Origin of the sequence: Xanthomonas campestris pv. phormiicola, assembly GCA_025666215.1 — a bacterium.
In the GTDB taxonomy this organism is placed as follows: Bacteria; Pseudomonadota; Gammaproteobacteria; order Xanthomonadales; family Xanthomonadaceae; genus Xanthomonas_A; species Xanthomonas_A campestris_A.
Window position 1 is genome coordinate 3,064,116 of record CP102593.1, and the last position, 23,605, is coordinate 3,087,720.

General features: G+C 69.4%; 25 protein-coding genes. 4 read left to right on the forward strand and 21 right to left on the reverse strand.

The window, feature by feature from the left end; all coding sequences use genetic code 11:
- Positions 1–156: 156 nt before the first annotated feature.
- The 9 genes from lexA to rlmE all read right to left on the reverse strand — a co-directional run bounded on the left by lexA (position 157) and on the right by rlmE (position 9,937).
- A complete protein-coding gene (lexA, locus tag NRY95_12665) occupies positions 157–792 on the reverse strand; it encodes a transcriptional repressor LexA (GenBank protein ID UYC14598.1) in 636 nt (211 codons plus the stop codon).
- A gap of 97 nt (positions 793–889) precedes the next feature.
- The gene (locus NRY95_12670; protein ID UYC18581.1) at positions 890–2,566 is read right to left on the reverse strand and encodes an AarF/UbiB family protein; all 1,677 of its coding nucleotides are present in this window, start codon (positions 2,564–2,566) and stop codon (positions 890–892) included.
- A 29-nt stretch (positions 2,567–2,595) separates the two neighbouring features.
- Complete coding sequence (locus NRY95_12675; protein UYC14599.1) at positions 2,596–3,090, reverse strand: CinA family protein; 495 nt, start codon at positions 3,088–3,090, stop codon at positions 2,596–2,598.
- Between the two features lie 281 nt (positions 3,091–3,371).
- Complete coding sequence (gene hflX / locus NRY95_12680; protein ID UYC14600.1) at positions 3,372–4,697, reverse strand: GTPase HflX; 1,326 nt, start codon at positions 4,695–4,697, stop codon at positions 3,372–3,374.
- 26 nt (positions 4,698–4,723) lie between these two features.
- Positions 4,724–4,999, reverse strand: coding sequence for an RNA chaperone Hfq (hfq, locus tag NRY95_12685; protein ID UYC14601.1), 276 nt, complete (start codon positions 4,997–4,999; stop codon positions 4,724–4,726).
- Between the two features lie 119 nt (positions 5,000–5,118).
- The gene (miaA, locus tag NRY95_12690; GenBank protein ID UYC14602.1) at positions 5,119–6,069 is read right to left on the reverse strand and encodes a tRNA (adenosine(37)-N6)-dimethylallyltransferase MiaA; all 951 of its coding nucleotides are present in this window, start codon (positions 6,067–6,069) and stop codon (positions 5,119–5,121) included.
- Positions 6,069–6,968, reverse strand: a complete 900-nt coding sequence (gene folP / locus NRY95_12695; GenBank protein UYC14603.1) for a dihydropteroate synthase — start codon at positions 6,966–6,968, stop codon at positions 6,069–6,071. The genes miaA and folP overlap by 1 nt, the downstream gene beginning before the upstream one ends.
- Positions 6,969–7,310: 342 nt before the next feature.
- On the reverse strand, positions 7,311–9,245 hold the full coding sequence (gene ftsH / locus NRY95_12700; GenBank protein UYC14604.1) for an ATP-dependent zinc metalloprotease FtsH: 1,935 nt from the start codon (positions 9,243–9,245) through the stop codon (positions 7,311–7,313).
- Between the two features lie 59 nt (positions 9,246–9,304).
- The gene (rlmE, locus tag NRY95_12705) at positions 9,305–9,937 is read right to left on the reverse strand and encodes a 23S rRNA (uridine(2552)-2'-O)-methyltransferase RlmE (protein UYC18582.1); all 633 of its coding nucleotides are present in this window, start codon (positions 9,935–9,937) and stop codon (positions 9,305–9,307) included.
- A 66-nt stretch (positions 9,938–10,003) separates the two neighbouring features.
- Between rlmE and yhbY the strand changes: the two genes are divergently transcribed.
- Positions 10,004–10,309 (forward strand): ribosome assembly RNA-binding protein YhbY, encoded by a 306-nt coding sequence (gene yhbY / locus NRY95_12710; protein ID UYC14605.1) that lies wholly within the window; start codon positions 10,004–10,006, stop codon positions 10,307–10,309.
- A gap of 19 nt (positions 10,310–10,328) precedes the next feature.
- A complete protein-coding gene (locus tag NRY95_12715; GenBank protein ID UYC14606.1) occupies positions 10,329–10,703 on the forward strand; it encodes an Mth938-like domain-containing protein in 375 nt (124 codons plus the stop codon).
- Positions 10,704–10,800: 97 nt separating this feature from the next.
- On the opposite strand, the gene NRY95_12720 is transcribed toward NRY95_12715, so the two are convergent.
- The 4 genes from NRY95_12720 to surE are packed head-to-tail and all read right to left on the reverse strand — an operon-like array spanning position 10,801 to position 13,672.
- Entirely contained in the window at positions 10,801–11,607 is an 807-nt protein-coding gene (locus NRY95_12720; protein UYC14607.1) for a peptidoglycan DD-metalloendopeptidase family protein, read from the reverse strand.
- The gene (locus tag NRY95_12725) at positions 11,586–12,200 is read right to left on the reverse strand and encodes a DedA family protein (protein UYC14608.1); all 615 of its coding nucleotides are present in this window, start codon (positions 12,198–12,200) and stop codon (positions 11,586–11,588) included. Before NRY95_12725 ends, NRY95_12720 begins: the two co-directional genes overlap by 22 nt.
- Before the next feature lie 18 nt (positions 12,201–12,218).
- Positions 12,219–12,896, reverse strand: a complete 678-nt coding sequence (locus NRY95_12730) for a protein-L-isoaspartate(D-aspartate) O-methyltransferase (protein UYC14609.1) — start codon at positions 12,894–12,896, stop codon at positions 12,219–12,221.
- Positions 12,893–13,672, reverse strand: a complete 780-nt coding sequence (surE, locus tag NRY95_12735; protein UYC14610.1) for a 5'/3'-nucleotidase SurE — start codon at positions 13,670–13,672, stop codon at positions 12,893–12,895. Before surE ends, NRY95_12730 begins: the two co-directional genes overlap by 4 nt.
- Before the next feature lie 110 nt (positions 13,673–13,782).
- Between surE and NRY95_12740 the strand changes: the two genes are divergently transcribed.
- On the forward strand, positions 13,783–14,316 hold the full coding sequence (locus tag NRY95_12740; protein ID UYC14611.1) for a Smr/MutS family protein: 534 nt from the start codon (positions 13,783–13,785) through the stop codon (positions 14,314–14,316).
- An 11-nt stretch (positions 14,317–14,327) separates the two neighbouring features.
- On the opposite strand, the gene truD is transcribed toward NRY95_12740, so the two are convergent.
- The 8 genes from truD to NRY95_12780 form a co-directional block, all read right to left on the reverse strand.
- A complete protein-coding gene (gene truD / locus NRY95_12745; GenBank protein ID UYC14612.1) occupies positions 14,328–15,392 on the reverse strand; it encodes a tRNA pseudouridine(13) synthase TruD in 1,065 nt (354 codons plus the stop codon).
- A complete protein-coding gene (ispF, locus tag NRY95_12750) occupies positions 15,389–15,880 on the reverse strand; it encodes a 2-C-methyl-D-erythritol 2,4-cyclodiphosphate synthase (protein UYC14613.1) in 492 nt (163 codons plus the stop codon). Before ispF ends, truD begins: the two co-directional genes overlap by 4 nt.
- 73 nt (positions 15,881–15,953) lie before the next feature.
- Positions 15,954–16,658 (reverse strand): 2-C-methyl-D-erythritol 4-phosphate cytidylyltransferase, encoded by a 705-nt coding sequence (gene ispD, locus NRY95_12755; protein ID UYC18583.1) that lies wholly within the window; start codon positions 16,656–16,658, stop codon positions 15,954–15,956.
- Positions 16,655–17,008 carry a cell division protein FtsB gene (ftsB, locus tag NRY95_12760; protein ID UYC14614.1) on the reverse strand — a complete coding sequence of 118 codons (354 nt, stop codon included), beginning with the start codon at positions 17,006–17,008 and terminating at the stop codon, positions 16,655–16,657. Before ftsB ends, ispD begins: the two co-directional genes overlap by 4 nt.
- A 3-nt stretch (positions 17,009–17,011) precedes the next feature.
- Positions 17,012–18,304 (reverse strand): phosphopyruvate hydratase, encoded by a 1,293-nt coding sequence (gene eno, locus NRY95_12765; GenBank protein ID UYC14615.1) that lies wholly within the window; start codon positions 18,302–18,304, stop codon positions 17,012–17,014.
- A 192-nt stretch (positions 18,305–18,496) separates the two neighbouring features.
- Positions 18,497–19,333, reverse strand: coding sequence for a 3-deoxy-8-phosphooctulonate synthase (gene kdsA / locus NRY95_12770; protein ID UYC14616.1), 837 nt, complete (start codon positions 19,331–19,333; stop codon positions 18,497–18,499).
- A gap of 150 nt (positions 19,334–19,483) precedes the next feature.
- Positions 19,484–21,148, reverse strand: a complete 1,665-nt coding sequence (locus tag NRY95_12775; GenBank protein UYC14617.1) for a CTP synthase — start codon at positions 21,146–21,148, stop codon at positions 19,484–19,486.
- 137 nt (positions 21,149–21,285) lie between these two features.
- Positions 21,286–21,540, reverse strand: a complete 255-nt coding sequence (locus NRY95_12780) for a hypothetical protein (GenBank protein UYC14618.1) — start codon at positions 21,538–21,540, stop codon at positions 21,286–21,288.
- Between the two features lie 166 nt (positions 21,541–21,706).
- Between NRY95_12780 and parE the strand changes: the two genes are divergently transcribed.
- The gene (parE, locus tag NRY95_12785; GenBank protein UYC14619.1) at positions 21,707–23,596 is read left to right on the forward strand and encodes a DNA topoisomerase IV subunit B; all 1,890 of its coding nucleotides are present in this window, start codon (positions 21,707–21,709) and stop codon (positions 23,594–23,596) included.
- Positions 23,597–23,605 lie beyond the last annotated feature (9 nt).

The following is a 23,605-nucleotide window of genomic DNA, read 5'->3' on the forward strand; positions in this document are numbered from 1 at the left end:
TGCGGGGTAGGTTCAATTTAGCGGCCAGGTATCGCACGGGCTGAGACAGTGCGGGGCAAAGAAAAAATAATTCGTCCGGGCAGGTCTACAGCAGCGGCGAACAGCGATGTCGCGGGTCGGGAAAATCCGGCCTGCGGGGTAGTGCAATCTCCAACATCAACGGTTGGGGCGCAGCAGGCCGCAATACAGGCCTTCGATGGCGAAATCCTGGTCGGGCAGCACGTCGATCGGCGCGTAGTCCGGGTTGCGCGGCAGCAGGCGGATGCGGTCCTTGCCGATCTTCAGCAGCTTGACCGTGATCTCCTCGTCGATCCGCGCCACCACGATCTGCCCGGATCGGGCGTCACGGGTACGGTGCACGCCGATCAGGTCGCCGTCGAAGATGCCTTCGTCGCGCATCGAGTCGCCCTGCACCTTCAGCAGGTAGTCCGGCGCCGGCGAGAAGAACACCCGGTCCAGCACCACGAAATCGTCCGCACCGATGTCCGCACCGATCGGCAGGCCGGCGGCGACCCGCCCCAGCACCGGCAGGCGCAGGATGTCGGGACTGTCCACCTGCGGGGCCGGCGCCGGTGCGGCGGCGCCGCTCACCAACCGGATGCCGCGCGCCTGGCCCGGCACGCGGCGGATCGCACCGGCCTGCTCCAGGGCTTCCAGATGGTATTGGGCGGCGCGCACGCCCTTGAAGCCGAATGCGCGGGCGATCTCGGTCTGCGAGGGCGGCGCGCCGTCGTGCTCGATACGCTCGGCGATCAGGTCGAGGATCGCTTGCTGGGTTTCGGTCAGTTCCATGGTTAGTAGTAATACTACTAAAAACGGAAATGGGCAACTGTTGCGTGGGTCCGCCGTCCCAGCCTTCCTCCGCCGGCGCAGCGCAGCGCCACTCCGCTCAGCGGCCGCTGCGCCAGATCGAGATCAGGATCCACACCCCCGACAGCGCCGCGCCGATGAAGCCGCCCACGCCGATCGCCAGCAGCCAGCGGCTGGAGACCCCGCCGACGCTGTTCATCACGATCGAGGAGCCGATGATCAGCGCCGCGGTGACGATGCCCATGGTCAGCCGGTTGGCGGCGCGGTTGACTTGGTCGCCGAAGCCCTTCAGCGACGTGGTCTCGACGTTGAGCTGCAGGCGCCCGCGCCGCGCCGCCTGCAGCAGCCGGCGGGTGTCGCGCGGCAGGTCGCCGAGCAGTTCCAGCGCACCGAGCACGGTGCGGCGGCCGCGCTTGGCCATCGCACGCGGGGCGAAGCGCTGCAGCATCACCCGTTCCAGGTACGGCGCGGCGGCGCCGGCCATGTCGAAGTCCGGATCGAGCTGGCGCCCTACCCCTTCCAGGGTCAGGAAGGTCTTGATCATCAGCGCCAGGTCGGCCGGCAGCGCCAGCGCGTGCTGGCGCAGGATCGCGGTGACGTCGCCGAGCATCGCGCCGACCCGCAGCTCCTTCAACGGCACGCCGCGGTACTGGTCGACGAAGCCGGCGATCTCCAGTTGCAGCCGCGCCTCGTCGATCTCGGCATCGCCGTCGGTCCATTCCAGCAGCACGTCGGTGACCGCCTCGGCCTCCTGGGTGACCAGGCCGTGCAGCAACTGCACGACCTGGTAGCGGCGCTGCTCGGAGATGCGCCCGACCATGCCGAAATCGATCACCGCGATGCGTTCGCCGGGCAGGTAGAAGATGTTGCCCGGGTGCGGATCGGCGTGGAAGCAGCCGTCCTCGAGCACCATCTTCAGCACGATCTCGGCGCCGACGCGGGCCAGTCGGCGGCGGTCCAGGCCGGCGGCATCCACACCCGCCAGGTCGCGCCCGCCGATGCCGGCGACGAAGTCCTGCACGTTGAGGGTCTCGCAGGTCCACTGCCAGTGCACGCGCGGGATCAGGATCTCGTCGTGGCCCTGGAAATTGGCGGCGATGCGCTCGGCGTTGCGGCATTCGCCGGCGAAATCCAGTTCGCGCCGCAGCGACACGGTGAACTGGTGCACCACCTCCGCCGGGTGGTAGCGCTTGAGGTCGGCCGCGCGCGCTTCGACGATCTCGGCGAGCCGCGCCAGCAGCCGCAGGTCGGCCTCGATCACGTCGCGGATGCCGGGGCGGCGCACCTTCATCACTACCGGGGTGCCGTCGTGCAGCCAGGCGCGGTGGGTCTGCGCCAGCGAGGCGGCGGCCAGCGGCGCTTCCTCGACCTGGGCGAAGATCGCCGACGGTGCCTCGCCCAAGGCCTCGAGCAGCTGCGGCAGGATCTGTTCGTAGGGCAGCGCCGGCGCCGCGTTCTGCAGTTCGCCGAGTTCGTCGATCCAGTCCGGCGGCAGCAGGTCCACGCGCGTGGCCAGCACCTGGCCGAGCTTGACGAAGGTCGGGCCAAGATCCTGCAGCGCACGCCGCACCCGCTGCGGCGCCGACATGCGCAGCATTTCTTCTGCGTTGTGCCAGTGCAGCAGGCGCCCGGCGCGCTCCAGCACGTCGGCCATGCCGATGCGACGGACCACGTCGCCGAAGCCGTAGCGGATCAGCACCGAGGCGATTTCCTGCAATCGCCCCAGGTCGCGGACCGTGCTCAGCGCCTCCCACATCGCGGTCGCCATCTAGCGTCCGCCGGCGCTCACAGCAGCGCGCCGAGTCCGCGCAACGCGGCAGCCACGGTCTGCCGGCGCACCGTATCGCGGTCGCCGTCGAAGTGGAACAACTGCGCGCTGGCGTAACCGCCGCGCCGCTTCCAACCCACCCACACGCTGCCGACCGGCTTGTCGGCGGAACCGCCGCCGGGGCCGGCGATGCCGGTGACCGCCACCGCGATGCTGGCGCCGGAATTGACCAAGGCGCCGGACACCATCTCGATCACCGTCTCGCGGCTGACCGCGCCGTGGTACTCCAGCGTCTGCGGACGCACGCCGAGCAGCGCCTGCTTGGCTTCGTAGCTGTAGGCGACCATGCCGCAGTCGAACCAGTCCGAGGAGCCGGAGATGTCGGTCATCGCCTTGGCGATCCAGCCGCCGCTGCAGCTCTCGGCGGTGACCAGGCGCTCGCGCCCGGTGCGCAACTGGTCGCTGAGCGCAGTGGCGAGCTGCAGGAGTTCCGGATCGGTGGGGACGTTCATGGCGCTGCTCGGGAAACCAATGCGCTTTGTAGCCGAATTCGCCACGGCTGTCGCGTTTGCGCGGCGCGCGGCCCGGCGTGGCTTCAGCGATCGTGGCGCAGGGGCTGGCGCTGGTGCGTCAGGCGCAGGCGCGCTTGCAGGACTCCGCCATCAGGATCGTCGCCGCGCAGCGGCGAAGAACGGCGATGCGCTGATTAGGATGAGGACACTGTGCAAGCGGCAGGCGCCTCAGGAAAAACACGACCAAGCGAGGCATGCAGCGCCACCACCCGGCATTGCGGCTAACGCTGCTGCCACTCCTCTTCCTCGCGCGGCGGCAGCAGCGCGCGGATCGGCGCGCCGTCGGCGCTGGCGGCCAGGCGTTCGGCTTCGGTGATCGGGATATCCACCTGCAGCAGCCAGCCGTCCTCGTCGGCCTGCTCGCCCCGCACCACTTGCAGCTGGTGCAGTTGCGAGCGCAGGCGGCCGGCGCTGGGCGGCAGGCGCAGGCTGCCTTGCACGTGCTGCAGGCCCAGCCGCTGGCCGAGCACGCCCTGCAGCAGTTCCAGGCCGCGTTCGTCGCGCGCCGAGATCCAGACCCGCTCGCGGCGCGCGGCGTCCGGCACGCCGTCCTGCGCATCGTGGCGCACGTCGGCGCCGTCGATACGGTCGATCTTGTTGAACACCAGCAGCTGCGGCAGATCGCCGGCGCCCACCGCATGCAGCACTTCGTCGACCTGGGCGATGCGCTCTTCGCGCAACGGGTCGGCGGCATCGACCACGTGCAGCAGGAAGTCGGCCTCGCGTGCCTCGGACAGGGTGGAGCGGAACGCGGCGACCAGTTCGTGCGGCAGGTTGCGCACGAAGCCGACGGTGTCGGCCAGCATCGCATTGCCACCGGGCAGCGCGATGCGGCGCACGGTCGGGTCCAGCGTCGCGAACAGCTGGTCCGCGGCGTAGGCCTCCGCGCCGGTCAACGCATTGAACAGGGTCGACTTGCCGGCATTGGTGTAGCCGACCACCGCGATCCGCGGCAATTCGCTGCGCACCCGCGCGCGGCGCATCTGGGTGTGCTGCACCTCGACCTTCTCCAGCCGCTTCTGCAGCTGTTCGACCCGCTTCTGCAGCAGCCGGCGGTCGGTTTCCAGCTGGGTTTCGCCAGGACCGCGCAGACCGATCGAACCGCCGCGCTGGCGCTCCAGATGGGTCCAGCCGCGGATCAGCCGCGTGGCCATGTGCCGCAACTGCGCCAGCTCGACCTGCAGCTTGCCCTCGTGGCTGCGCGCGCGCTGCGCGAAGATGTCCAGGATCAGCCCGGTGCGGTCGATCACGCGCCGCTCCAGGTACTTCTCCAGGTTGCGCTCCTGGCCCGGGCTCAAGGCATGGTTGACCAGGATCAGATCGGCGCCGCTGGCCTCGGCCGCGGCCTTGACCTCTTCCAGCTTGCCGCTGCCGATCAGCGTCGAGGGACTCGGCTTGTCGATGCGCGCGGTCAGCGTGGCGGCGATGCTGGCGCCGGCCGAGCGCGCCAGGTCGGCGAACTCTTCCAGCACGTCGTCCTCCAACGGTCCCCCGGCGTAGGGCTGGATCAGCAGCGCATGCTCGCCACGGCGGGAACGATCAAACACCCGCGGCTCCGGTCTTCGCCAGCGACCTACTCGACTTCGTCATCGTCCGCACTACCCCCCTCGTTCTGCTGCACATAGCCACCGCCCGGTCCGACGCGCACATTGCGCGCCGGCACCACGGTGGAAATGGCGTGTTTGTAGACCATCTGGCTCACGGTGTTGCGCAACAGCACCACGAATTGGTCGAAGGACTCGATGGTACCCTGCAGCTTGATGCCGTTGACCAGGTACACCGAGACCGGTACCCGTTCGCGACGCAGCGCGTTCAGGAAAGGATCCTGTAAGGATTGCCCCTTGGACATGCTTCACTCCCGTTTATTGTTTTTATGTGCCCGGGACGGCACTGCAGCTCCCCTGCCGTGGCCCGGACCGTTGATGTTACACAACCGCGGGCTCCAGCACAGTGCGGCGTGTAGCCAAATCAGCCAAGAAAGTCCGCGACGGCGATATCCAGCCGCGCGCCGTCGCATTCGGGGTCGAACCAGCGCGCGTCCAGCTCCCCGCGCAGCCAGGTCAGCTGGCGCTTGGCCAACTGGCGGGTGGCGGCGATGGCGCGATCGCGGAACGTCGCCGCATCGCTGGCGCCGTCCAGATGTTCCCAGGCCTGGCGGTAGCCGACCGCGCGTACCGCCGGCAGCTCCAACGGCTGCGCCACCTGGCGCAGCGCCGGCAACGCGCGCAGCGCGCGCACTTCGTCGAGAAAGCCCTGCGCCAGCATCGTGTCGAAGCGCAGCGCGATGCGCCGGTGCAGCAGCGCGCGCTCGGCCGGCGCCAGCACCAGCTTCAGCACCCGCAACGGCAGCCGCGCCGGCCCGGGCTGCGCCTGCCATTCGCTGATCGGGCGACCGCTGAGCTGGAACACCTCCAGCGCCCGCTGGATGCGCTGCGCATCGCCGGGCCGGATCCGCCGCGCGGCCAGCGGATCGACCTGCTGCAGCTGCGCATGCAGTGCCGCCCAGCCCTCGGCCTGCGCGCGCGCGGCCAGCGCCGCGCGCAGCTGCGGATCGGCCGGCGGCATCGGCGCCAGGCCCTCCAGCAGCGCCTGGAAATACAGGCCGGTGCCGCCGGCCAGGATCGGCAGGCGGCCGCGGGCGACGATCGCGTCCAGCGCGGCACGCGCGTCAGCCGCGAATTCGGCGGCCGAATAGGGTTGCCACGGATCGCGCAGGTCCAGCAGATGGTGCGGCACGCGCGCCAGCTGCGCGGCATCGGGCTTGGCCGCGCCGATGCTCAGGCCGCGGTACACCAGCGCCGAATCGACGCTGACGATCTCGCCGCCGTAGCGCTCGGCCAGGGCGATCGCCGCGGCGGTCTTGCCCGACGCGGTCGGCCCCATCAGCACGATGGCGCGCGGGCGCCGGTCGGCGGGCATCAGTCCTCGTCCGGCCAGCGGAGCGCGGCGGGCGCGGCGCCGCGGCGCGGCAATGGCACCGCCGCCAGCGCATTCCAGACCTTCAGCGCGTCGACCGTGGCGGCGACGTCGTGCACGCGCAGCAGCAGCGCGCCGCGCTGCGCCGCCAGCAGATGCGCCGCCACCGAACCGGCCACGCGCTGCTCCGGCGCGGTGCGCCCGGTCAGTTCGCCGATGCTGCGCTTGCGCGAAAGCCCGGCCAGCACCGGCACGCCGAGTTCGACCAGGCGCGCCAGCTGCGCCAGCAACTGCAGGTTGTCGGCGGTGCCCTTGCCGAACCCGAAACCCGGATCGACCAGCAGGTGGCGCTTGTCGATGCCGGCCATTTCCGCGGCGAAGAGGCGCTCGGCGAGGAACCGGTGCACCTCGCCGACCACGTCGTCGTAGTGCGGCGCGCTGCCGGCGGCGTAGGCGTCGTCGGGCATGTGCATCAGCACCACCGGCACCCGCAGCTCCGCCGCCGCCTCCAGCGCGCCGGGCCGGCGCAGGGCCTGGATGTCGTTGATCATGCCGGCGCCGGCGGCGACCGCCGCGCGCATCACCTCCGGCTTGAAGGTGTCCACGCTCAGCGGCAGCGCGGTCTGCGCCGCCAGCCGCTCGATCACCGGGATCACCCGGCGCAACTCCTCCTCCACCGGCACCGGAGTGGCGCCGGGGCGGGTCGATTCGCCGCCGATGTCGAGCAGGTCGGCGCCCTCCTCCGCCAGGCGCAGGCCATGCGCGACGGCCGCTTCCACCGTCGCATGCGCGCCGCCGTCGGAAAACGAATCGGGGGTGACATTGACGATGCCCATCACCCGTGGACGATCCAGCAGCAGGCGGCGTCCGCCGCAATCCAGGCTCGGCGAGGTCTCGAACATCAGCAGCGCTCCTGAGCGTTGCCGCGATGCATGGGAATGCCGCGCGTGTCTTCGGTCGCAACCGGGACGGCAGCGCGGAGCGCCGTGGCGGCGGCGGCGTTGGCACGCGGCGGCAACGATGGACGAGCGGGCGATGGCATGGGCGGCGGACAGTGATAACGGAGCGCTATTGTCGCCCAGTCGAAGTGCGCAGGACGATGCGGCAGCCGGATGCGTCCGCAAGATCGGCCGGAGCAACGCGTTCGCCACGACGGCTGTCTGCGCAGCGGCGCCAGGAAACAGCGCAGGCAACAAAAAAGCCAGGGATCGCTCCCTGGCTTTCTGGTGCCCCCGAGCGGGTACTTACAGCTGCTCGGCCGGACCGGCGATCGGCGGCAGCGGCCGCGAACTGCCCTTGTCGTTGCCGCCATCCTTGCCGGACTTGTTCCAGCCCATCGGCGGCGGCGGATCGCGGCCTTCCATGATCGCGTCGATCTGCGGCACGTCGATGGTCTCGTACTCCAGCAGCAGCTTGGCCATCACGTGCAGCTTGTCCAGGTTCTCGGTCAGGATCTGCGTGGTGTTCGCATACGCCTTGTCGAGGATCGAACGCACCACTTCGTCGATGCGCCGCGCGGTATCGTCGGACACGCTCTTGTGCTGGGTCACCGAGCGGCCCAGGAACACCTCGTCGTCTTCCTCGCCGTAGGCGATCGGACCCAACTCGTCGGACAGGCCCCACTTGGTGACCATGTTGCGCGCCATCTTGGTCGCGCGCTCGATGTCGTTGGAGGCGCCGGTGGTGACCTTGTCGGTGCCGAAGATCAGCTCCTCGGCGACGCGGCCGCCGTACAGCGAGCACAGCTGCGACTGGATCGCGACCCGGTTGATCGAGTACTTGTCGCCTTCCGGCAGGTACATGGTCACGCCCAGCGCACGCCCGCGCGGGATGATGGTGACCTTGTAGACCGGATCGTGCTCCGGCACCAGGCGGCCGACGATGGCATGGCCGGCCTCGTGGTAGGCGGTGAGCGTCTTCTCTTCCTCGCTCATCGCCATGGAGCGGCGCTCCGAGCCCATCAGGATCTTGTCGCGGGCGCGGTCGAAGTGGTCCATGCGGACCTCCTTGACCGTCTCGCGCGCGGCGAACAGCGCCGCCTCGTTGCACAGGTTGGCCAGGTCGGCACCGGAGAAGCCCGGGGTGCCGCGCGCGATCACCATCGGCTCGACGTCGTCGGCCAGCGGCAGCTTGCGCATGTGCACCTTCAGGATCTGCTCGCGGCCGCGCACGTCCGGCAGGCCCACCACCACCTGGCGGTCGAAGCGGCCCGGGCGCAGCAGCGCCGGGTCGAGCACGTCGGGACGGTTGGTCGCGGCGATCACGATCACGCCTTCGCCGCCCTCGAACCCGTCCATCTCCACCAGCAACTGGTTCAGGGTCTGCTCGCGCTCGTCGTGGCCGCCGCCCAGGCCGGCGCCGCGATGACGACCGACCGCATCGATTTCGTCGATGAAGATGATGCATGGCGCGTGCTTCTTGGCCTGCTCGAACATGTCGCGCACGCGGCTGGCGCCGACGCCGACGAACATCTCGACGAAATCGGAACCGGAGATGCTGAAGAACGGCACCTTGGCCTCGCCGGCGATGGCCTTGGCCAGCAGCGTCTTGCCGGTGCCGGGCGGGCCGACCATCAGCACGCCGCGCGGGATCTTGCCGCCGAGCTTGGTGAACTTGGTCGGGTCGCGCAGGAAGTCGACCAGCTCGCTGACCTCTTCCTTGGCCTCGTCGCAGCCGGCGACGTCGGCGAAGGTGATCTTGATCTGGTCCTCGCCCTGCAGCTTGGCGCGCGACTTGCCGAACGACATCGCGCCCTTGGCGCCGCCGCCGCCGCCCTGCATCTGGCGCATGATGAACAGCCAGAAGCCGATGATCAGGATGACCGGCAGGAAGTTCAGCACCAGCGACCAGAAGCTCGGGCCGTTGGCCGGCTTCTGCCGGGTCATCTCCACGTTCTTGCTGTACAGCACGTCGACCAGCTTGTCGTCGCGCGGGCCATACACGGTGCTCTCGCTGCCGTCGGTGCGCTTGAAGCGGATCGCGGTCACCGACAGCCCGGTATCGTCGGTGAAGTCGACCGCCTTCACCCGCCCGCCGTCCACTTCCTTCAGGAACTGGGTATAGGTCACGGTGTCGTTGCCGGGACCGCCGGCCAGCCGTGGCGAGAAGCTCTGGAACACCACCATCAGCACGACGGCGACGACTACCCACAGCAACAGATTCTTGGTCAAGTCGTTCATCCTCATTGGCTCCGGTGTCCCTTCAACTCTTTCTCGATGCGTGATGCGACGGGTTCAGCTTACTTGATCTGGGCGCGCTTGCCCTGTCCTAGGACATAGACCTCCGGCGAACGCTTGCGCGATGCGGCCGGTTTGCGGATGGACACCTTCTCATAGCGGCGCCGCATCTCGCGAATGTAGTCGTCGGACCCGACGCCCTGGAACAGCTTGATCAGGAACGCCCCGCCCGGTTTCAGGTGGGTATCGGCGAACGCCATCGCCAATTCGGCCAGATGCATCATCCGCGGCTGGTCCACCGCATCCATGCCGCTTTTATTGGGGGCCATATCCGACAGCACAAGGTCTACCCGGTTGTCGCCGAGCATCGCCTCGAACTGCGATAGCACCTCCTCCTCCCTGAAGTCGCCGTGAAGGAACTCCACGCCGGCCAGCGGCGGCATCTCCAGGATGTCCAGCGCCAGCACCCGGCCGCGCTCGCCCAGCGACTTGCGCACCTGCTGCGACCAGCCGCCCGGCGCGGCGCCGAGATCGACCACCAGCATGTCCGGCTTGAGCAGCCTGTCGCGCTGCAGCAGCTCTTCCAGCTTGTAGGCGGCACGCGAACGCATGCCTTCGGCCTGGGCCTTCTTCACGAAGGGGTCGGCGAAATGTTCGCGGAGCCAGCGTTGGCTGCTTTTGCTGCGGGTTGCCATGGGATCGCGGTCGTGGTGGGCGGCCATGATACCCTGATCGCCCTTGGCAACCCCGTTCCCGCCTGCATGTCGATCAGCCTGACCCCGTCCCAGAACCGCTTCCTGCGCGGCCTGGCGCACGACCTCAAACCCCTGTTGCAGATCGGCGGCAAGGGCATCACGCCGGCCTTCCTGGCCGAACTGGACGAGGTGCTGGAGCGCCACGAACTGGTCAAGGTGAAGGTCGGCGGCGACGACCGCGAGGCCCGCGACGCGTCCATCGCCAGCCTGGTCGAGCAATCGCACAGCGTGCTGGTGCAGCGCATCGGCCACACCGCGATCCTGTACCGCCCGGCCAAGGAAGACCGCCAGATCGTGCTGCCGCGCGGCTGATCCGCTTCCCGGTGACCTCATGCAGCTGACCCAGGACCTGCCCGATTACGCCTATGCCCTGCGCATGGCCGATGGCCGCCAGGCGAAGGTGAACGACCGCCTGCTCACCCGCAGTTTCATTCTTGCCCCGGACACCCTGATCGAGCAGTGGGACGCGCCCGCGGCCGCCGAACTGCAGCCGCAGCACCTGCAGCCCCTGCTGGAACTGAACCCGGCGCTGGTGATCCTGGGCACCGGCGAGCGCCAGGTGTTCCCGTCCGCCGCCGCACTGGCCCTGTTCCTGACCCGCGGCATCGGCATCGAAGTGATGAACAACGCCGCGGCGGCGCGCACCTACAACGTGCTGGCCGCCGAAGGCCGGCGCGTGGCGGTCGGGTTCCTGCTCGAAGGCTGAGCAGCGTCGCGGCCGCCGCCTGCGCTGGCCGCGTGTCGTCTTCCGACCACTCTCACGGCGCGCTGCGCCGCAACCCGCCCAATCGCCGGCGCGCCGCTCACTTGCTCGGCAGATACAACAGCGGGTCGACCGGCTTGCCGTTGTAGCGGATCTCGAAGTGCAGCATGTCGCGTGCGGCGCCGCTGTGGCCCATCTCGGCGATCTGCTCGCCGGCCTTCACGTTCTGGCCTTCGTTGACCAGGCGCTTGCGGTTGTGGCCGTAGGCCGACAGCCATTGCTCGTTGTGCTTGATGATGATCAGTTCGCCGTAGCCGACCAGGCCGGCGCCCGAGTACACCACCACGCCATCGGCGGCGGCGCGCACCGCCTGGCCGTTGCTGCCGGCGATATCCACGCCCTGCTTGGTGGTCTCGCCGACCACGAAACGGCTGACCACCGCGCCGTCGGCCGGCCAGCGCCAGCTGAAGCCGCTGCTGACCGGGGTCGGCGCCGCCGCGGCCGGCGGACGCGCTGCCGTTCCCGACGCGGTCGGCGGCGGCACCACGGCGCTGCCGGGCCGCGCCGCGACCGTGCCGCCGCCCGGCGGATACAGCTTCAGCGACTGCCCGGGGTAGATCGTGTACGGCGGCAGCAGCCGGTTCCAGGCGGCCAGGTCCTGCGGAGTGATGTTGTTGACGCGGGCGATCGCATACAGCGTGTCGCCACGGCGCACGGTCGCACTGACCCCCGGCTTGGGCACCGATGGACGCGGCGCCGACGCGCTGGGCTTGCCCGGCGCATTGGACGTGCGCACCACGGTGGCGCTGCTGCATGCGCCCAGTCCTGCCGCCACCAGCAACCACACGCTGCAACGCAGGCCGTTGCGCACCACCCGATCGACGCTCATCCGTACTTCGCTCTCCATATGACCCACACCACCAGCAGCGCCAGGATCGCCATCGCGACCCAACCGAGCGGTTCGATCCAGCGCCGCAACGCGGCTTCCGCACGCGGCCCGCCCAGGCGGATCGCGCCGGCCACCAGATACACGCGCTTGCCGCGGCCGACCAGCATGCTCGCCAGGAACGGTAGCAGCGGGATTCCCACGATGCCTGAGGCCCAGGTAAATATCTTCAGCGGGATCGGGGTGAAACCGGCCAGCACCAGCAGCCAGAACGCACGCCACGGCGACTCGGCGACCACCTCGCGCAGGTGGCTCACCTGCGCGTCGATCTTCTGCGTCCAGCCCAGCCATTCGATCAGCGGCTGCACCGCGGCGAAGGCGAAGTGGCCGAGCATGTAGCCGACCAGCGCGCCGGCCAGCGAGCCCATCAGGCTCAGCGTGGCGAACCACAGCGCGCGCCGCGGCTGCGCCAGCGACATCGGCGCCAGCATCACTTCCGGCGGCACCGGGAACACGATCGCCTCGGCGAAGCTGAGCCCGGTCAGGAACGCCGGCGCGCGGCGGTGGCGCGACCAACCGATGGCGCGTTCGTACAACGGCCCGAATATCTTCATCCAGCGCAGCTCCGGTAATTAATCCAGCATGCCCGACAGCAGCGGGACGAAGGTCACCGGCGCCAGGATGTCTTGTTCGATGCGGCCGTCGGCATCGCGGCGCAGGCGCACCAGCGATTGCGACGAGGGGCCGCCGACCGGCGCCACCAGGCAGCCGCCCGGCGCCAGCTGCTCGACCAGCGCATCGACCAGCGCCGGCGCCGCGGCGGTGACCACGATCGCATCGTAGGGGCCGTGCTCGGCCCAGCCGATGCGGCCGTCGTCGTGCTTGCTGCGCACGTTCATGCCGAGCTGGCGCAAGCGCTTGCGCGCCTGCCGCAACAGGTCGCCGATGCGCTCCACGGTATAGACCTCCAGCCCCAGCGCGGCCAGGATCGCGGCCTGGTAGCCGGAACCGGTGCCCACTTCCAGCACCTTCTTCGGCGCCGCCTCGAGCACGGTTTCGGTCATCCGCGCCACCACCCACGGCTGCGAGATGGTCTGGCCGTGGCCGATCGGCAGCGCGGTGTCCTCGTAGGCGCGCGAGGCCAGCGCTTCGTCGATGAACAGGTGCCGCGGCACCGTGCGCACCGCGTTGAGCACCGCTTCGTCGCGGATGCCGGACTCGCGCAGGCGCTCGACCAGGCGGTCGCGCACGCGCTGCGAGGTCATGCCGATGCCGATCGCTTCCGGTTGCAGGCGCAGCCGCGGGGTCATGCCGGGTTGTCCAGCGCGGCGGTGAGGCCGCCGACCCAGCTGGCCACCGTCTCCAGCGCCTGGTAGCGGGTCAGGTCGACCTGGATCGGGGTGATGGAGATGAAGCCGGTGCGCACCGCGTGGAAATCGGTGCCCGGGCCGGCGTCCTGCTCGCGGCCGGCCGGGCCGATCCAGTACACGGTGCCGCCGCGCGGGTCGGGCTGCGGCAGGCACGGTTCGGAGCGGTGGCGGTTGCCGAGCCGGGTGACCTCGAAGCCCTTGATCTCGCCCCAAGGCAGGTCCGGCACGTTGACGTTGAGGATGGTGTCCGCCGGCAGCGGATCGGCCTTCAGCCGCGCCACGATCTCCACCGCGGCGCGCGCGGCAGTCTGGAAGTGCTTGGGGTCGTGGTTGTGGGTGACCAGCGACATCGCCAGCGCCGGCAGGCCCAGGAAGCGGCCTTCCATCGCCGCCGAGACGGTGCCCGAGTAGATCACGTCGTCGCCCAGGTTGGCCGAGTTGTTGATCCCCGAGACCACCATGTCCGGTTCGTCCTCGAGCATGCCGGTGAGCGCCAGGTGCACGCAGTCGGTGGGCGTACCGGCGACGCTGCAGGTGTGCGGGTCGATGCGCTTGATCCGGATCGGCAGATCCAGGGTCAGCGAGTTGCTGGCGCCGGAACGATCGCGATCGGGTGCGACCACGGTCACTTCGTGGCCCGCGCCGCGCAATTGCTCGGCCAGCATCCTGATGCCGGGGGCGTCGACGCCGTCGTCGTTAGAAACCAGTACGCGCATGGGACTCCTCGGATTACCCGACCATGATACCGGATGCGTCCCTCGCCTTCCGCCCTCATGTACGGCTTGCGCTGCTTGCGCCGCGTGACTGGCGGGTTACGCTGTGCGCCATGTCGCATCCCGAAGACGAAGATCCCGCCGCGCTGTTCCGCGCGGCGATCGGCGCGGTCACGCCGCTCAACGCGACGCCGCCGGCCAATGCCAAGCCGCGGCCGAAACCGCGCGCGCGCATGGCCGAGCGCGACGACGCCGAGGCGCAGAGCGAATTCCAGCGCCTGCTGCGCGACAGCGCGCCGCTGGAGGCAGGCGACGTGGCCAGCTACCGCCGCGAGAACGTGCCGGCGCGGGTGTTCCAGCGCCTGCGCCGCGGCCAGTTCTCCGCCCAGGACGAACTGGACCTGCACGGCGCCAACGCGGCGCAGGCCGAGGCGTTGCTGCGCCAGTTCATCGCCGAGGCGCATGCGCACGAGTTCGGCTGCGTGCGCATCGTGCACGGCAAGGGCCTGCAGTCCGGCGGCATCCCGCTGCTGAAGAACCTGGTCGATCGCCTGCTGCGGCAGCGCAACGACGTGCTGGCGTTCCATTCGGCGCCGCCCACGCAAGGCGGCACCGGGGCGATGCTGGTGTTGCTGGCGCGGCGCTGACGCCGCGCCGCTCATTCCTGCGCCGCCGGCTCGGCCTGCGCGCCCTGCCCCGCGTCGACGACCTCGCCCAGCTCGTGCAGCAGCGCGGTGGCGTAGCTGCCCGGCGGCAACGCGAAGCGCAGCTCCAGCGCGGCGCCGTCGGCGTCCAGCCAGCGCCATTGCAGCTCGGCCGCGCGCAGCCGCGTGGCGCGCCGCTCCTGTTTCAGGCCTTCGCGCTCCAGGCCTTCGCGCAAGCGCACGGACGTCGCATCGGCGAGCGCGGCCAGCTCCAGCGCGCGCGCCGCGTCGGCGCTGCGCAACTCGCCCGCGCCCCACAACGGCGCCGAAGGATGGATGTCGAAACGCTGCAGCCGCTCGGCCAACACGTCGGACCACTGTTCCGGGCCGAACACGCTGCGGCGGCCGTCGAGCAGCCACACCTCGCCATCCAGCGCGCCGTCCCAGCTGCCCGCCGCCACGCGCGCGGCCAGCACCCGGTTGAACAGTTCCGAGCGCGCCGCCGACAACAGCAGCGAGCGCTGCTCGCGCCGCACCCGGCGCCCGTCGAACATCGCCAGCGCGTTGCCGACGTTGCCGCCGTCGCGGCCGAAGCGCTGTTCGCCGAACCAGTTGGGGATGCCGCGCGCGGCGATCTGCGCCAGCCGCGCCTCGATCGCGGCGCGCTCGCCGCGCACCTCGCGCAACACCAGCACGAAGCCGTTGCCGGCCAGCGCGCCGCGCGGCAGCTTGCGGTTGTGCCACTGCGACTGCAGCACCTGCAGGTCCTCGCTGTGCAGCGCCTCCAGCGCCGGCGCCACGCGCTTGGGCAGGTGCACCGAGAACCGCTGGGTGGTGACCGCGTGACGGTCCTTCATGCCCGCGTAGCCGATCGCCATCTCCGCCACGCCGGCCCACTGCGCCAGGCGGCGTGCGGCGAAGGCGGTGTTCATGCCGCGCTTGCGCACGGTCAGCAGCAGATGTTCGCCCTCGCCGCTGGGCTCGAACGCGGGCATTTCGTCGACCTGGAAATCCTCGGCCACGCTGCGCATGCGCGCCTGCAACGGCGCGGCGCCGAACGCGCGCGGCAAGTCGCTCACAGCGCCACCAGCAACACCGCCGCCTGCGCGGCGATGCCTTCGCCGCGGCCGGTGAACCCCAACTGCTCGCTGGTGGTGGCCTTGACGCTGACGCGCTCGACGCCGACCTGCAGCAGCGCGGCCAGGCGTTCGCGCATCGCCAGCGCATGCGGGCCGACCTTGGGCCGCTCGCAGATCACGGTCACGTCGGCGTTGCCGAGCTGCCAGCCGCTCTCGCGCAACAACTGCTCGCAATGGCTCAGGAACTGCGCGCTGTCGGCGCCTTTCCAGCGCGCATCCGAGGGCGGGAAATGCTGGCCGATGTCGCCCAACGCCAGCGCGCCGAGCAGCGCGTCGCACAGCGCATGGATCACCACGTCGCCGTCGCTGTGCGCCAGCACGCCGCGCGTGTGCGGCACGCGCACGCCGCCGAGCATCACGTGGTCGCCATCGCCGAAGGCGTGCACGTCGTAGCCCTGGCCGATACGGAAAGGAGGGAAGTCAGGCATGGGTCTGGCAGGATCGCAAAGGAAATAAAGGGAAGGCATCCGCGCTGCGACGCCGCAGCGCAAGACAGCCGATTCAGGACTGCCGCGCGCGCAGGAACAGTTCGAACTCGAAGCGCACCAGGTCGGCCGGGGTGGTGACCTTGAAGTTGTCCTCGGCGCCCTCGACCAGCAGCGGCCGCAGGCCCAGCAACTCCATCGCCATCGCATCGTCGGTGACCTCGACCCCGGCGGCCGCGGCCTGTTCCAGCGCCCGGGTCAGCTGCAGGCGCCGGAACAACTGCGGGGTCAGCGCGCGCCACAGGCGCTCGCGCGGCTCGGTGGCGTCGATGCCGCCGTCGTCGCCGGCGCGCTTGAGCGTGTCGCGCACCGGTGCGGCCAGGATCGCGCCGACCGGATCGCCGCGCCCGGTTTCCAGCAGCCGGTCCAGATCGGCCAGCGCCAGGTTCGGGCGCGCCGCATCGTGCACCAGCACGAAATCGTCCGCCTTGACCGAGTCCGGCAAGGCCTGCAGCGCGGCCAGCACCGAGCCGGCACGGCTGGCGCCGCCGACGCAGGTCAGCACCGGCTTGCCGTCCAGTTCGTTCCAGCCCGGCCAATCGGCATCGTCGGTACCGAGCGCGACCATCGCCCCGGCCACCGCTGGATGCGCCAGCAGGGACTGCAGCGCATGCGCGATCAACGGCTGCCCGCCGGCCTGCAGATACTGCTTGGGCACGGGACTGCCGAAACGAGTGCCGCGGCCGGCGGCCGGCACCACGGCCCAGACCGTGGCCATCAGGGTTGCTCGCTCGGCGCGGCCGGCGCCTGCGCCGGGGTGCCGTCGGTGGCCGGCGCGACCGGCACCGGCGCGTCTTCGACGACACGATAGAACTTCTCGCCCGGCTTGATCATGCCCAGCTCGCTGCGCGCGCGCTCCTCGATCGCCGCCTCGCCGTCCTTGAGGTCCTTGACCTCGGCGGCGAGCGCGGCATTGCGTTGCTGCAGGCCTTCGTTATCGCGCTTCTGGTGCTCGACCTGGCTCTCGAGCACCAGTACCTCGCCGGAATTGCCCGGACCGAGCCAGAAACGGTACTGCAGCCACGCCAGCAGTCCCGCCAGCACCAGCAGCAGCCAGCGCCAGTTGCGCACGGCTTACCGCTTGAGCGAGACGAATGCGCCGCGCCCCGCGTAGCGCGCGCCGCTGCCCAGCGCTTCCTCGATCCGCAGCAGCTGGTTGTACTTGGCCACGCGATCGCTGCGGCACAGCGAGCCGGTCTTGATCTGGGTGGCGGTGGTGGCCACGGCGATGTCGGCGATGGTGGTGTCCTCGGTCTCGCCGGAACGGTGCGAGACGATCGCCGCGTAGCCGGCGGTGTCGGCCATGGCGATCGCTTCCAGGGTCTCGGTCAGGGTGCCGATCTGGTTGACCTTGATCAGGATCGCGTTGGCGGTGCCGGACTCGATGCCCTGCCTGAAGATCTTCGGGTTGGTCACGAACAGGTCGTCGCCGACCAGTTGCACCTTGCTGCCGAGGCGATCGGTCAACAGCTTCCAGCCGGCCCAGTCGTCCTCGGCCAGGCCGTCCTCGATGCTGATGATCGGGTACTGCGCGGCCCAGTCGGCGAGGAAGTCGACGAACTGCTCGCTGGTCAGGCGCTTGCCCTCGCCCACCAGGTGGTACTTGCCGTTGTCGTAGAACTCGCTGGAGGCCACGTCCAGGCCCAGCAGCACGTCTTCGCCGGCGGTGTAGCCGGCCTTGCCGATCGCCTCGAGGATGGTGTCCAGCGCTTCCACGTTGCTGCGGAAGTCCGGCGCGAAGCCGCCTTCGTCGCCGACCGCGGTGGACAGGCCATGGCCCTTCAGCACCGCCTTGAGCGCGTGGAAGATCTCGGTGCCGGCGCGCAGCGCCTCGGAGAACGACGCGGCGCCGACCGGCAGCACCATGAATTCCTGGAAGTCGACATTGTTGTCGGCGTGCGCGCCGCCGTTGATGATGTTCATCATCGGCACCGGCAGCGCCACGTTGGCGGTGTTGCTGCCGGCCAGGTATTGCCACAGCGCCTGCTTGCGCGAGGCGGCGACCGCATGCGCGTTGGCCAGCGACACGCCGAGCAGCGCGTTGGCGCCGAGGCGGCCCTTGTTCTCGGTGCCGTCCAGGTCGATCAGGCGCCGGTCCAGGCCCTGCTGGTCGGCCGCGTCGAAGCCCTGCAGCGCAGTGGCGATGGTGGCGTTGACGTTCTCCACCGCCTTGCGCACGCCCTTGCCCAGGTAGCGGGTCTTGTCGCCATCGCGCAGCTCGACCGCTTCCTTGGTGCCGGTGGAAGCGCCCGACGGTACCGCGGCGCGGCCAAAGGAGCCGTCGGCCAGCGTGACTTCCGCTTCGAGCGTGGGATTGCCGCGAGAATCGAGAATCTCGCGGGCATGAATCTTGGCGATAGTGGTCATAGGTCCAGTCGGTTACCAGGAAAGAAGGGGGACACCGGAAACCCTCGGATTATGGCCGCAGCGCCGCTGCTTGCCAAATGAACGGCACGCCGCACCGGCGCGGCGCGCGCCGTTGCCGGCGTTCGAACCGAGCGTGCGCTGCGCACGATACGGGTGCGTCCGGGGGCCCGACGCACCCGCACCATCGCCGCATCAACCCAGCCCGTGCTCCAGGAAGCCGCTACGCTTGGTGATCGCGTCCAGCGCCATCAGCGTCTCCAGCAGCGCTTCCATCTTGTCCAGCGGCCAGGCATTGGGGCCATCGGACAGCGCCTTGGACGGATCGGGGTGGGTCTCGGCGAACACGCCGGACACGCCCACCGCCACCGCCGCGCGCGCCAGCACCGGCACGAACTCGCGCTGGCCGCCGGAGGTGCTGCCCTGCCCGCCCGGCAACTGCACCGAATGGGTGGCGTCGAACACCACCGGGCAGCCGGTCTCGCGCATCACGCTCAACGAGCGCATGTCGCTGACCAGGTTGTTGTAGCCGAAGCTGGCGCCGCGCTCGCAGACCATGATCTGCTCGTTGCCGGTGGACTTGGCCTTGTCCACCACCGGCTTCATGTCCCACGGCGACAGGAACTGGCCCTTCTTGATGTTGACCGGCTTGCCGGCAGCGCAGACGTTCCTGATGAAGTCGGTCTGCCGCACCAGGAACGCCGGGGTCTGCAGCACGTCGACCACCGCCGCCACCTCGTGCATCGGCGTGTACTCGTGCACGTCGGTCAGCACCGGCACGCCGATCTGCTTCTTCACCGCCTCCAGCACCTTCAGCCCCTCTTCCAGGCCAGGGCCGCGGAAGCTGGTGCCGGAGGTGCGGTTGGCCTTGTCGAAGCTCGACTTGAAGATGAAGTTGATCCCCAGCCTGCCGGTGATCTCCTTGAGCTTGCCGGCCACGTCCAGCTGCAGCTGCATCGACTCGATCACGCACGGGCCGGCGATCAGGAACAACGGCTGGTCCAGGCCGACTTCGAAGCCACACAGTTTCATCGGATCACCTATCGATTGGAGCCCCTCTCCCATTGGGAGAGGGGTTGGGGTGAGGGTACGGGCGAAGCATCGAGGGATTCAGGCGCGCGAGGCTGCGCCCGTCCCCTCATCCGGCGCTTCGCGCCACCTTCTCCCGATGGGAGAAGGAACTTATGCGCGCGCTTCCTTCAACAGCTTGCCGCCGGCCTTCTTCTCGCGCGCGGCGCGCACGAAGCCGATGAACAGCGGGTGGCCGTCGCGCGGCGTGGACAGGAACTCCGGGTGCGCCTGGCAGGCCAGGAACCAGGGGTGGGTGTCGCGCGGCAGTTCGACCATCTCCACCAGGGTGTCGTCCATCGACTTGGCGGAAATCACCAGGCCGGCGTCTTCGAGCTGGGTGCGGTAGCGGTTGTTGAACTCGTAGCGATGGCGATGGCGCTCGGACACCACGTCCTTGCCGTACATCTCGCGCGACAGCGTGCCGGGCTTGAGCCGTTGTTCCTGCAGGCCCAGGCGCATGGTGCCGCCGAGATCGGACTTCTCGTCGCGCTTCTCCACATCGCCGCTGGCGGTGCGCCACTCGGTGATCAGGCCGATCACCGGATACGGCGACTGGCGGTCGTTCTCGGTGCTGTTGGCGCCGTCCAGGCCGGCGACATGGCGCGCGTAGTCCACCACCGCCGCCTGCATGCCGTAGCAGATGCCGAAGTACGGCACGCGGTGCTCGCGCGCATAGCGCGAGGTCAGCACCTTGCCTTCGAAGCCGCGGTCGCCGAAGCCGCCGGGCACCAGGATGCCGTCGACATCGGCCAGCGCCGACAGGTCGCTGCCTTCCAGCTCCTGCGCCTCGATCCACTTCAAGATGACCTTGGTGCGCTGGCGCAGGCCGCCGTGCTTGAGCGCCTCGCCGACCGACTTGTAGGCGTCCTGGTGGTCCACGTACTTGCCGACCACGGCGATGGTGACCTCGTCGAGCGGGTGCTTGGTGGCGTCCACCACCGCTTCCCATTCGGACAGGTCGGCCGGGCCGACCTTGTCGCGCAGCTTGAACTGGTCGATGACGATCTCGTCCAGGCCCTGCCGGTGCAATTCCAGCGGCATGCCATAGAGCACGTCGATGTCGGCGGCGCTGATCACGGCGCGCTCGGAGACGTTGGTGAACAGCGCGATCTTGCGCCGCTCCGAATCCGGAATCGCCTGCTCGGAGCGGCACAGCAGCACGTCCGGCTGGATGCCGATCGAGCGCAGTTCCTTGACCGAATGCTGGGTCGGCTTGGTCTTCAGCTCGCCGGCGGCGGCGATGTACGGCACCAGGGTCAGATGCATGAACAGCGCGCGCTCGGCGCCGCGTTCGGTGCGCACCTGGCGGATCGCCTCCAGGAACGGCAGCGACTCGATGTCGCCGACGGTGCCGCCGATTTCCACCAGCGCCACGTCGAACCCGGCGGTGGCCTCGTCCACGCAACGGCGGATTTCGTCGGTGATGTGCGGGATCACCTGCACGGTGGCGCCCAGATAGTCGCCGCGGCGCTCCTTGCGGATCACGTTCTCGTAGATGCGGCCGGTGGTGACCGAATTCTTGCGCGACAGGCGGGTGCGCACGAAGCGCTCGTAGTGGCCCAGGTCCAGGTCGGTCTCGGCGCCGTCGTCGGTGACGTACACCTCGCCGTGCTGGAACGGGCTCATCGTGCCCGGGTCGACGTTGATGTAGGGGTCCAGCTTCATCATCGTGACCGACAGGCCACGTGCTTCGAGAATGGACGCAAGCGAAGCGGCCGCGATGCCCTTGCCAAGCGAGGACACTACGCCGCCGGTAACGAAGATCAGGGGGGTCATGGCTCGAAGGCCTCCCGGAAAGCCATAGTTTAACGGGTGAAGCCGATTTGCCCAAGCGCTTTCGGACCGATCGACCGCACAAAAAGAAGACGCCCCGGCACCAGCCGGGGCGTCGCAGGTCGCAACAGGGCGCGCGCTCAGGGCTTGCGCGCTTCCTCTTCTTCCTCTTTCTTCGGCGCAGCCGCGTCCTTGCCGGCCTTGTGCTCGGCGGCCGCAGCGGCGCGGCGCTTGGCCTTGGCATCGGCCTCGGCCTTCTCCTTCGCGACCTGCGCCTCGTAGGCGGCGGCGCCGGAGGCGGCCGGATCGGCGCTCTGCGCCTGGGCCATCGCGACCGGGATGGCCACCGCGGCGGCGACCAGCGCGGCCAGGGTCAACAGCTTGCGAACGTTCATGGCGTACTCCTGTGTGAGGCTGCAACGACAATGGGGATGCCGTCGCGAATTTTCCAGGCCCACCCTAGCGCGCCACCACGGCACTGGCCCTGAACACCGGCGACGTGCAAAAAGCCGCCGCACACCGCACACTTCCGGATCTGCTTCGCGCCACCTGTTGAGACGCATGAATACCCGCTACAACGCCGCCGACATCGAAGTTCTCTCTGGCCTGGACCCGGTCAAGCGCCGGCCGGGCATGTACACCGACACCGCACGCCCCAACCACCTGGCGCAGGAAGTCATCGACAACGCCGTGGACGAGGCGCTGGCCGGCCACGCCCGGCACATCGAGGTGACCCTGTTCAAGGACGGCAGCTGCGAGGTCTCCGACGACGGCCGCGGCATGCCGGTGGACATCCACCCGGAAGAGAAGATCTCCGGCGTCGAACTGATCCTGACCCGGCTGCACGCCGGCGGCAAGTTCAACGACCGCAACTACACCTTCAGCGGCGGCCTGCACGGCGTGGGCGTCAGCGTGGTCAACGCGCTGTCGAAGAAGGTGGAGCTGTTCATCAAGCGCGACGGCAACGAATACCGGATGGAATTCGGCGACGGCTTCCCTGCGTCCAAGCTGGAGATCGTCGGCAGCGTCGGCAAGAAGAACACCGGCACCCGGCTGCGCTTCTGGGCCGATCCGAAGTACTTCGACACGCCCAAGTTCGCGGTGCGCGCGCTGCGCCACCTGCTGCGCGCCAAGGCGGTGCTGTGCCCCGGCCTGACCGTGAAGCTGCACGACGAGGCCACCGGCGAGCAGGACACCTGGTATTTCGAGGACGGCCTGCGCGACTACCTCAAGGGCGAGCTGGCCGAGCGCGAGCTGCTGCCGGCCGACCTGTTCGTCGGCAACCTGAAGAAGGACCGCGAGATCGTCGACTGGGCGGTGGCCTGGGTCGCCGACGGCGAGCTGGTGCAGGAAAGCTACGTCAACCTGATCCCGACCGCGCAGCACGGCACCCACGTCAACGGCCTGCGCAGCGGTTTCACCGACGCGCTGCGCGAGTTCTGCGACTTCCGCAACCTGCTGCCGCGCGGGGTCAAGCTGGCGCCGGAAGACGTGTGGGACCGGGTCACCTTCGTGCTGTCGCTGAAGATGACCGACCCGCAGTTCAGCGGCCAGACCAAGGAACGCCTGTCCTCGCGCCAGGCCGCCGGCTTCATCGAAGGCGCCGCGCACGATGCACTCAGCCTGTGGCTGAACCAGAACGTGGAAACCGGCACGCGCATCGCGCAGATCGCGATCGACCGCGCCAGCGCACGGCTGAAGACCGAAAAGCAGATCACCCGCAAGAAGGTCACCTCCGGCCCGGCCCTGCCCGGCAAGCTGGCCGACTGCATCAGCCAGGACCTGTCGCGCACCGAGCTGTTCCTGGTGGAGGGCGACTCGGCCGGCGGCAGCGCCAAGCAGGCGCGCGACAAGGACTTCCAGGCGATCCTGCCGCTGCGCGGCAAGATCCTCAACACCTGGGAAGTGGCCTCCGGCAGCGTGCTGGCCTCCGAGGAAGTGCACAACCTGGCGATCGCGATCGGCTGCGATCCGGGCAAGGACGACATCAGCGGGCTGCGCTACGGCAAGGTGGTGATCCTGGCCGACGCCGACTCCGACGGCCTGCACATCGCCACCCTGCTCACCGCGCTGTTCCTGCGCCACTTCCCGACGCTGGTCAAGGCCGGCCATGTGTTCGTGGCGATGCCGCCGCTGTTCCGCGTGGACGTGGGCAAGCAGGTGTTCTATGCGCTGGACGAGGAAGAGAAGCGCTCGCTGCTGGAGAAGATCGCGCGCGACAAGCTCAAGGGCCAGCTCAGCGTGACCCGCTTCAAGGGCCTGGGCGAAATGAACCCGCAGCAGCTGCGCGAATCGACCATCCACCCGGACACGCGGCGGCTGGTGCAGCTGACCGTGGACGAAGGCGACGAGACCCGCTCGCTGATGGACATGCTGCTGGCCAAGAAGCGCGCCGGCGACCGCAAGCAGTGGCTGGAGACCAAGGGCGACCTGGCGTCGCTGGAGGTCTGAGCGAGAAGC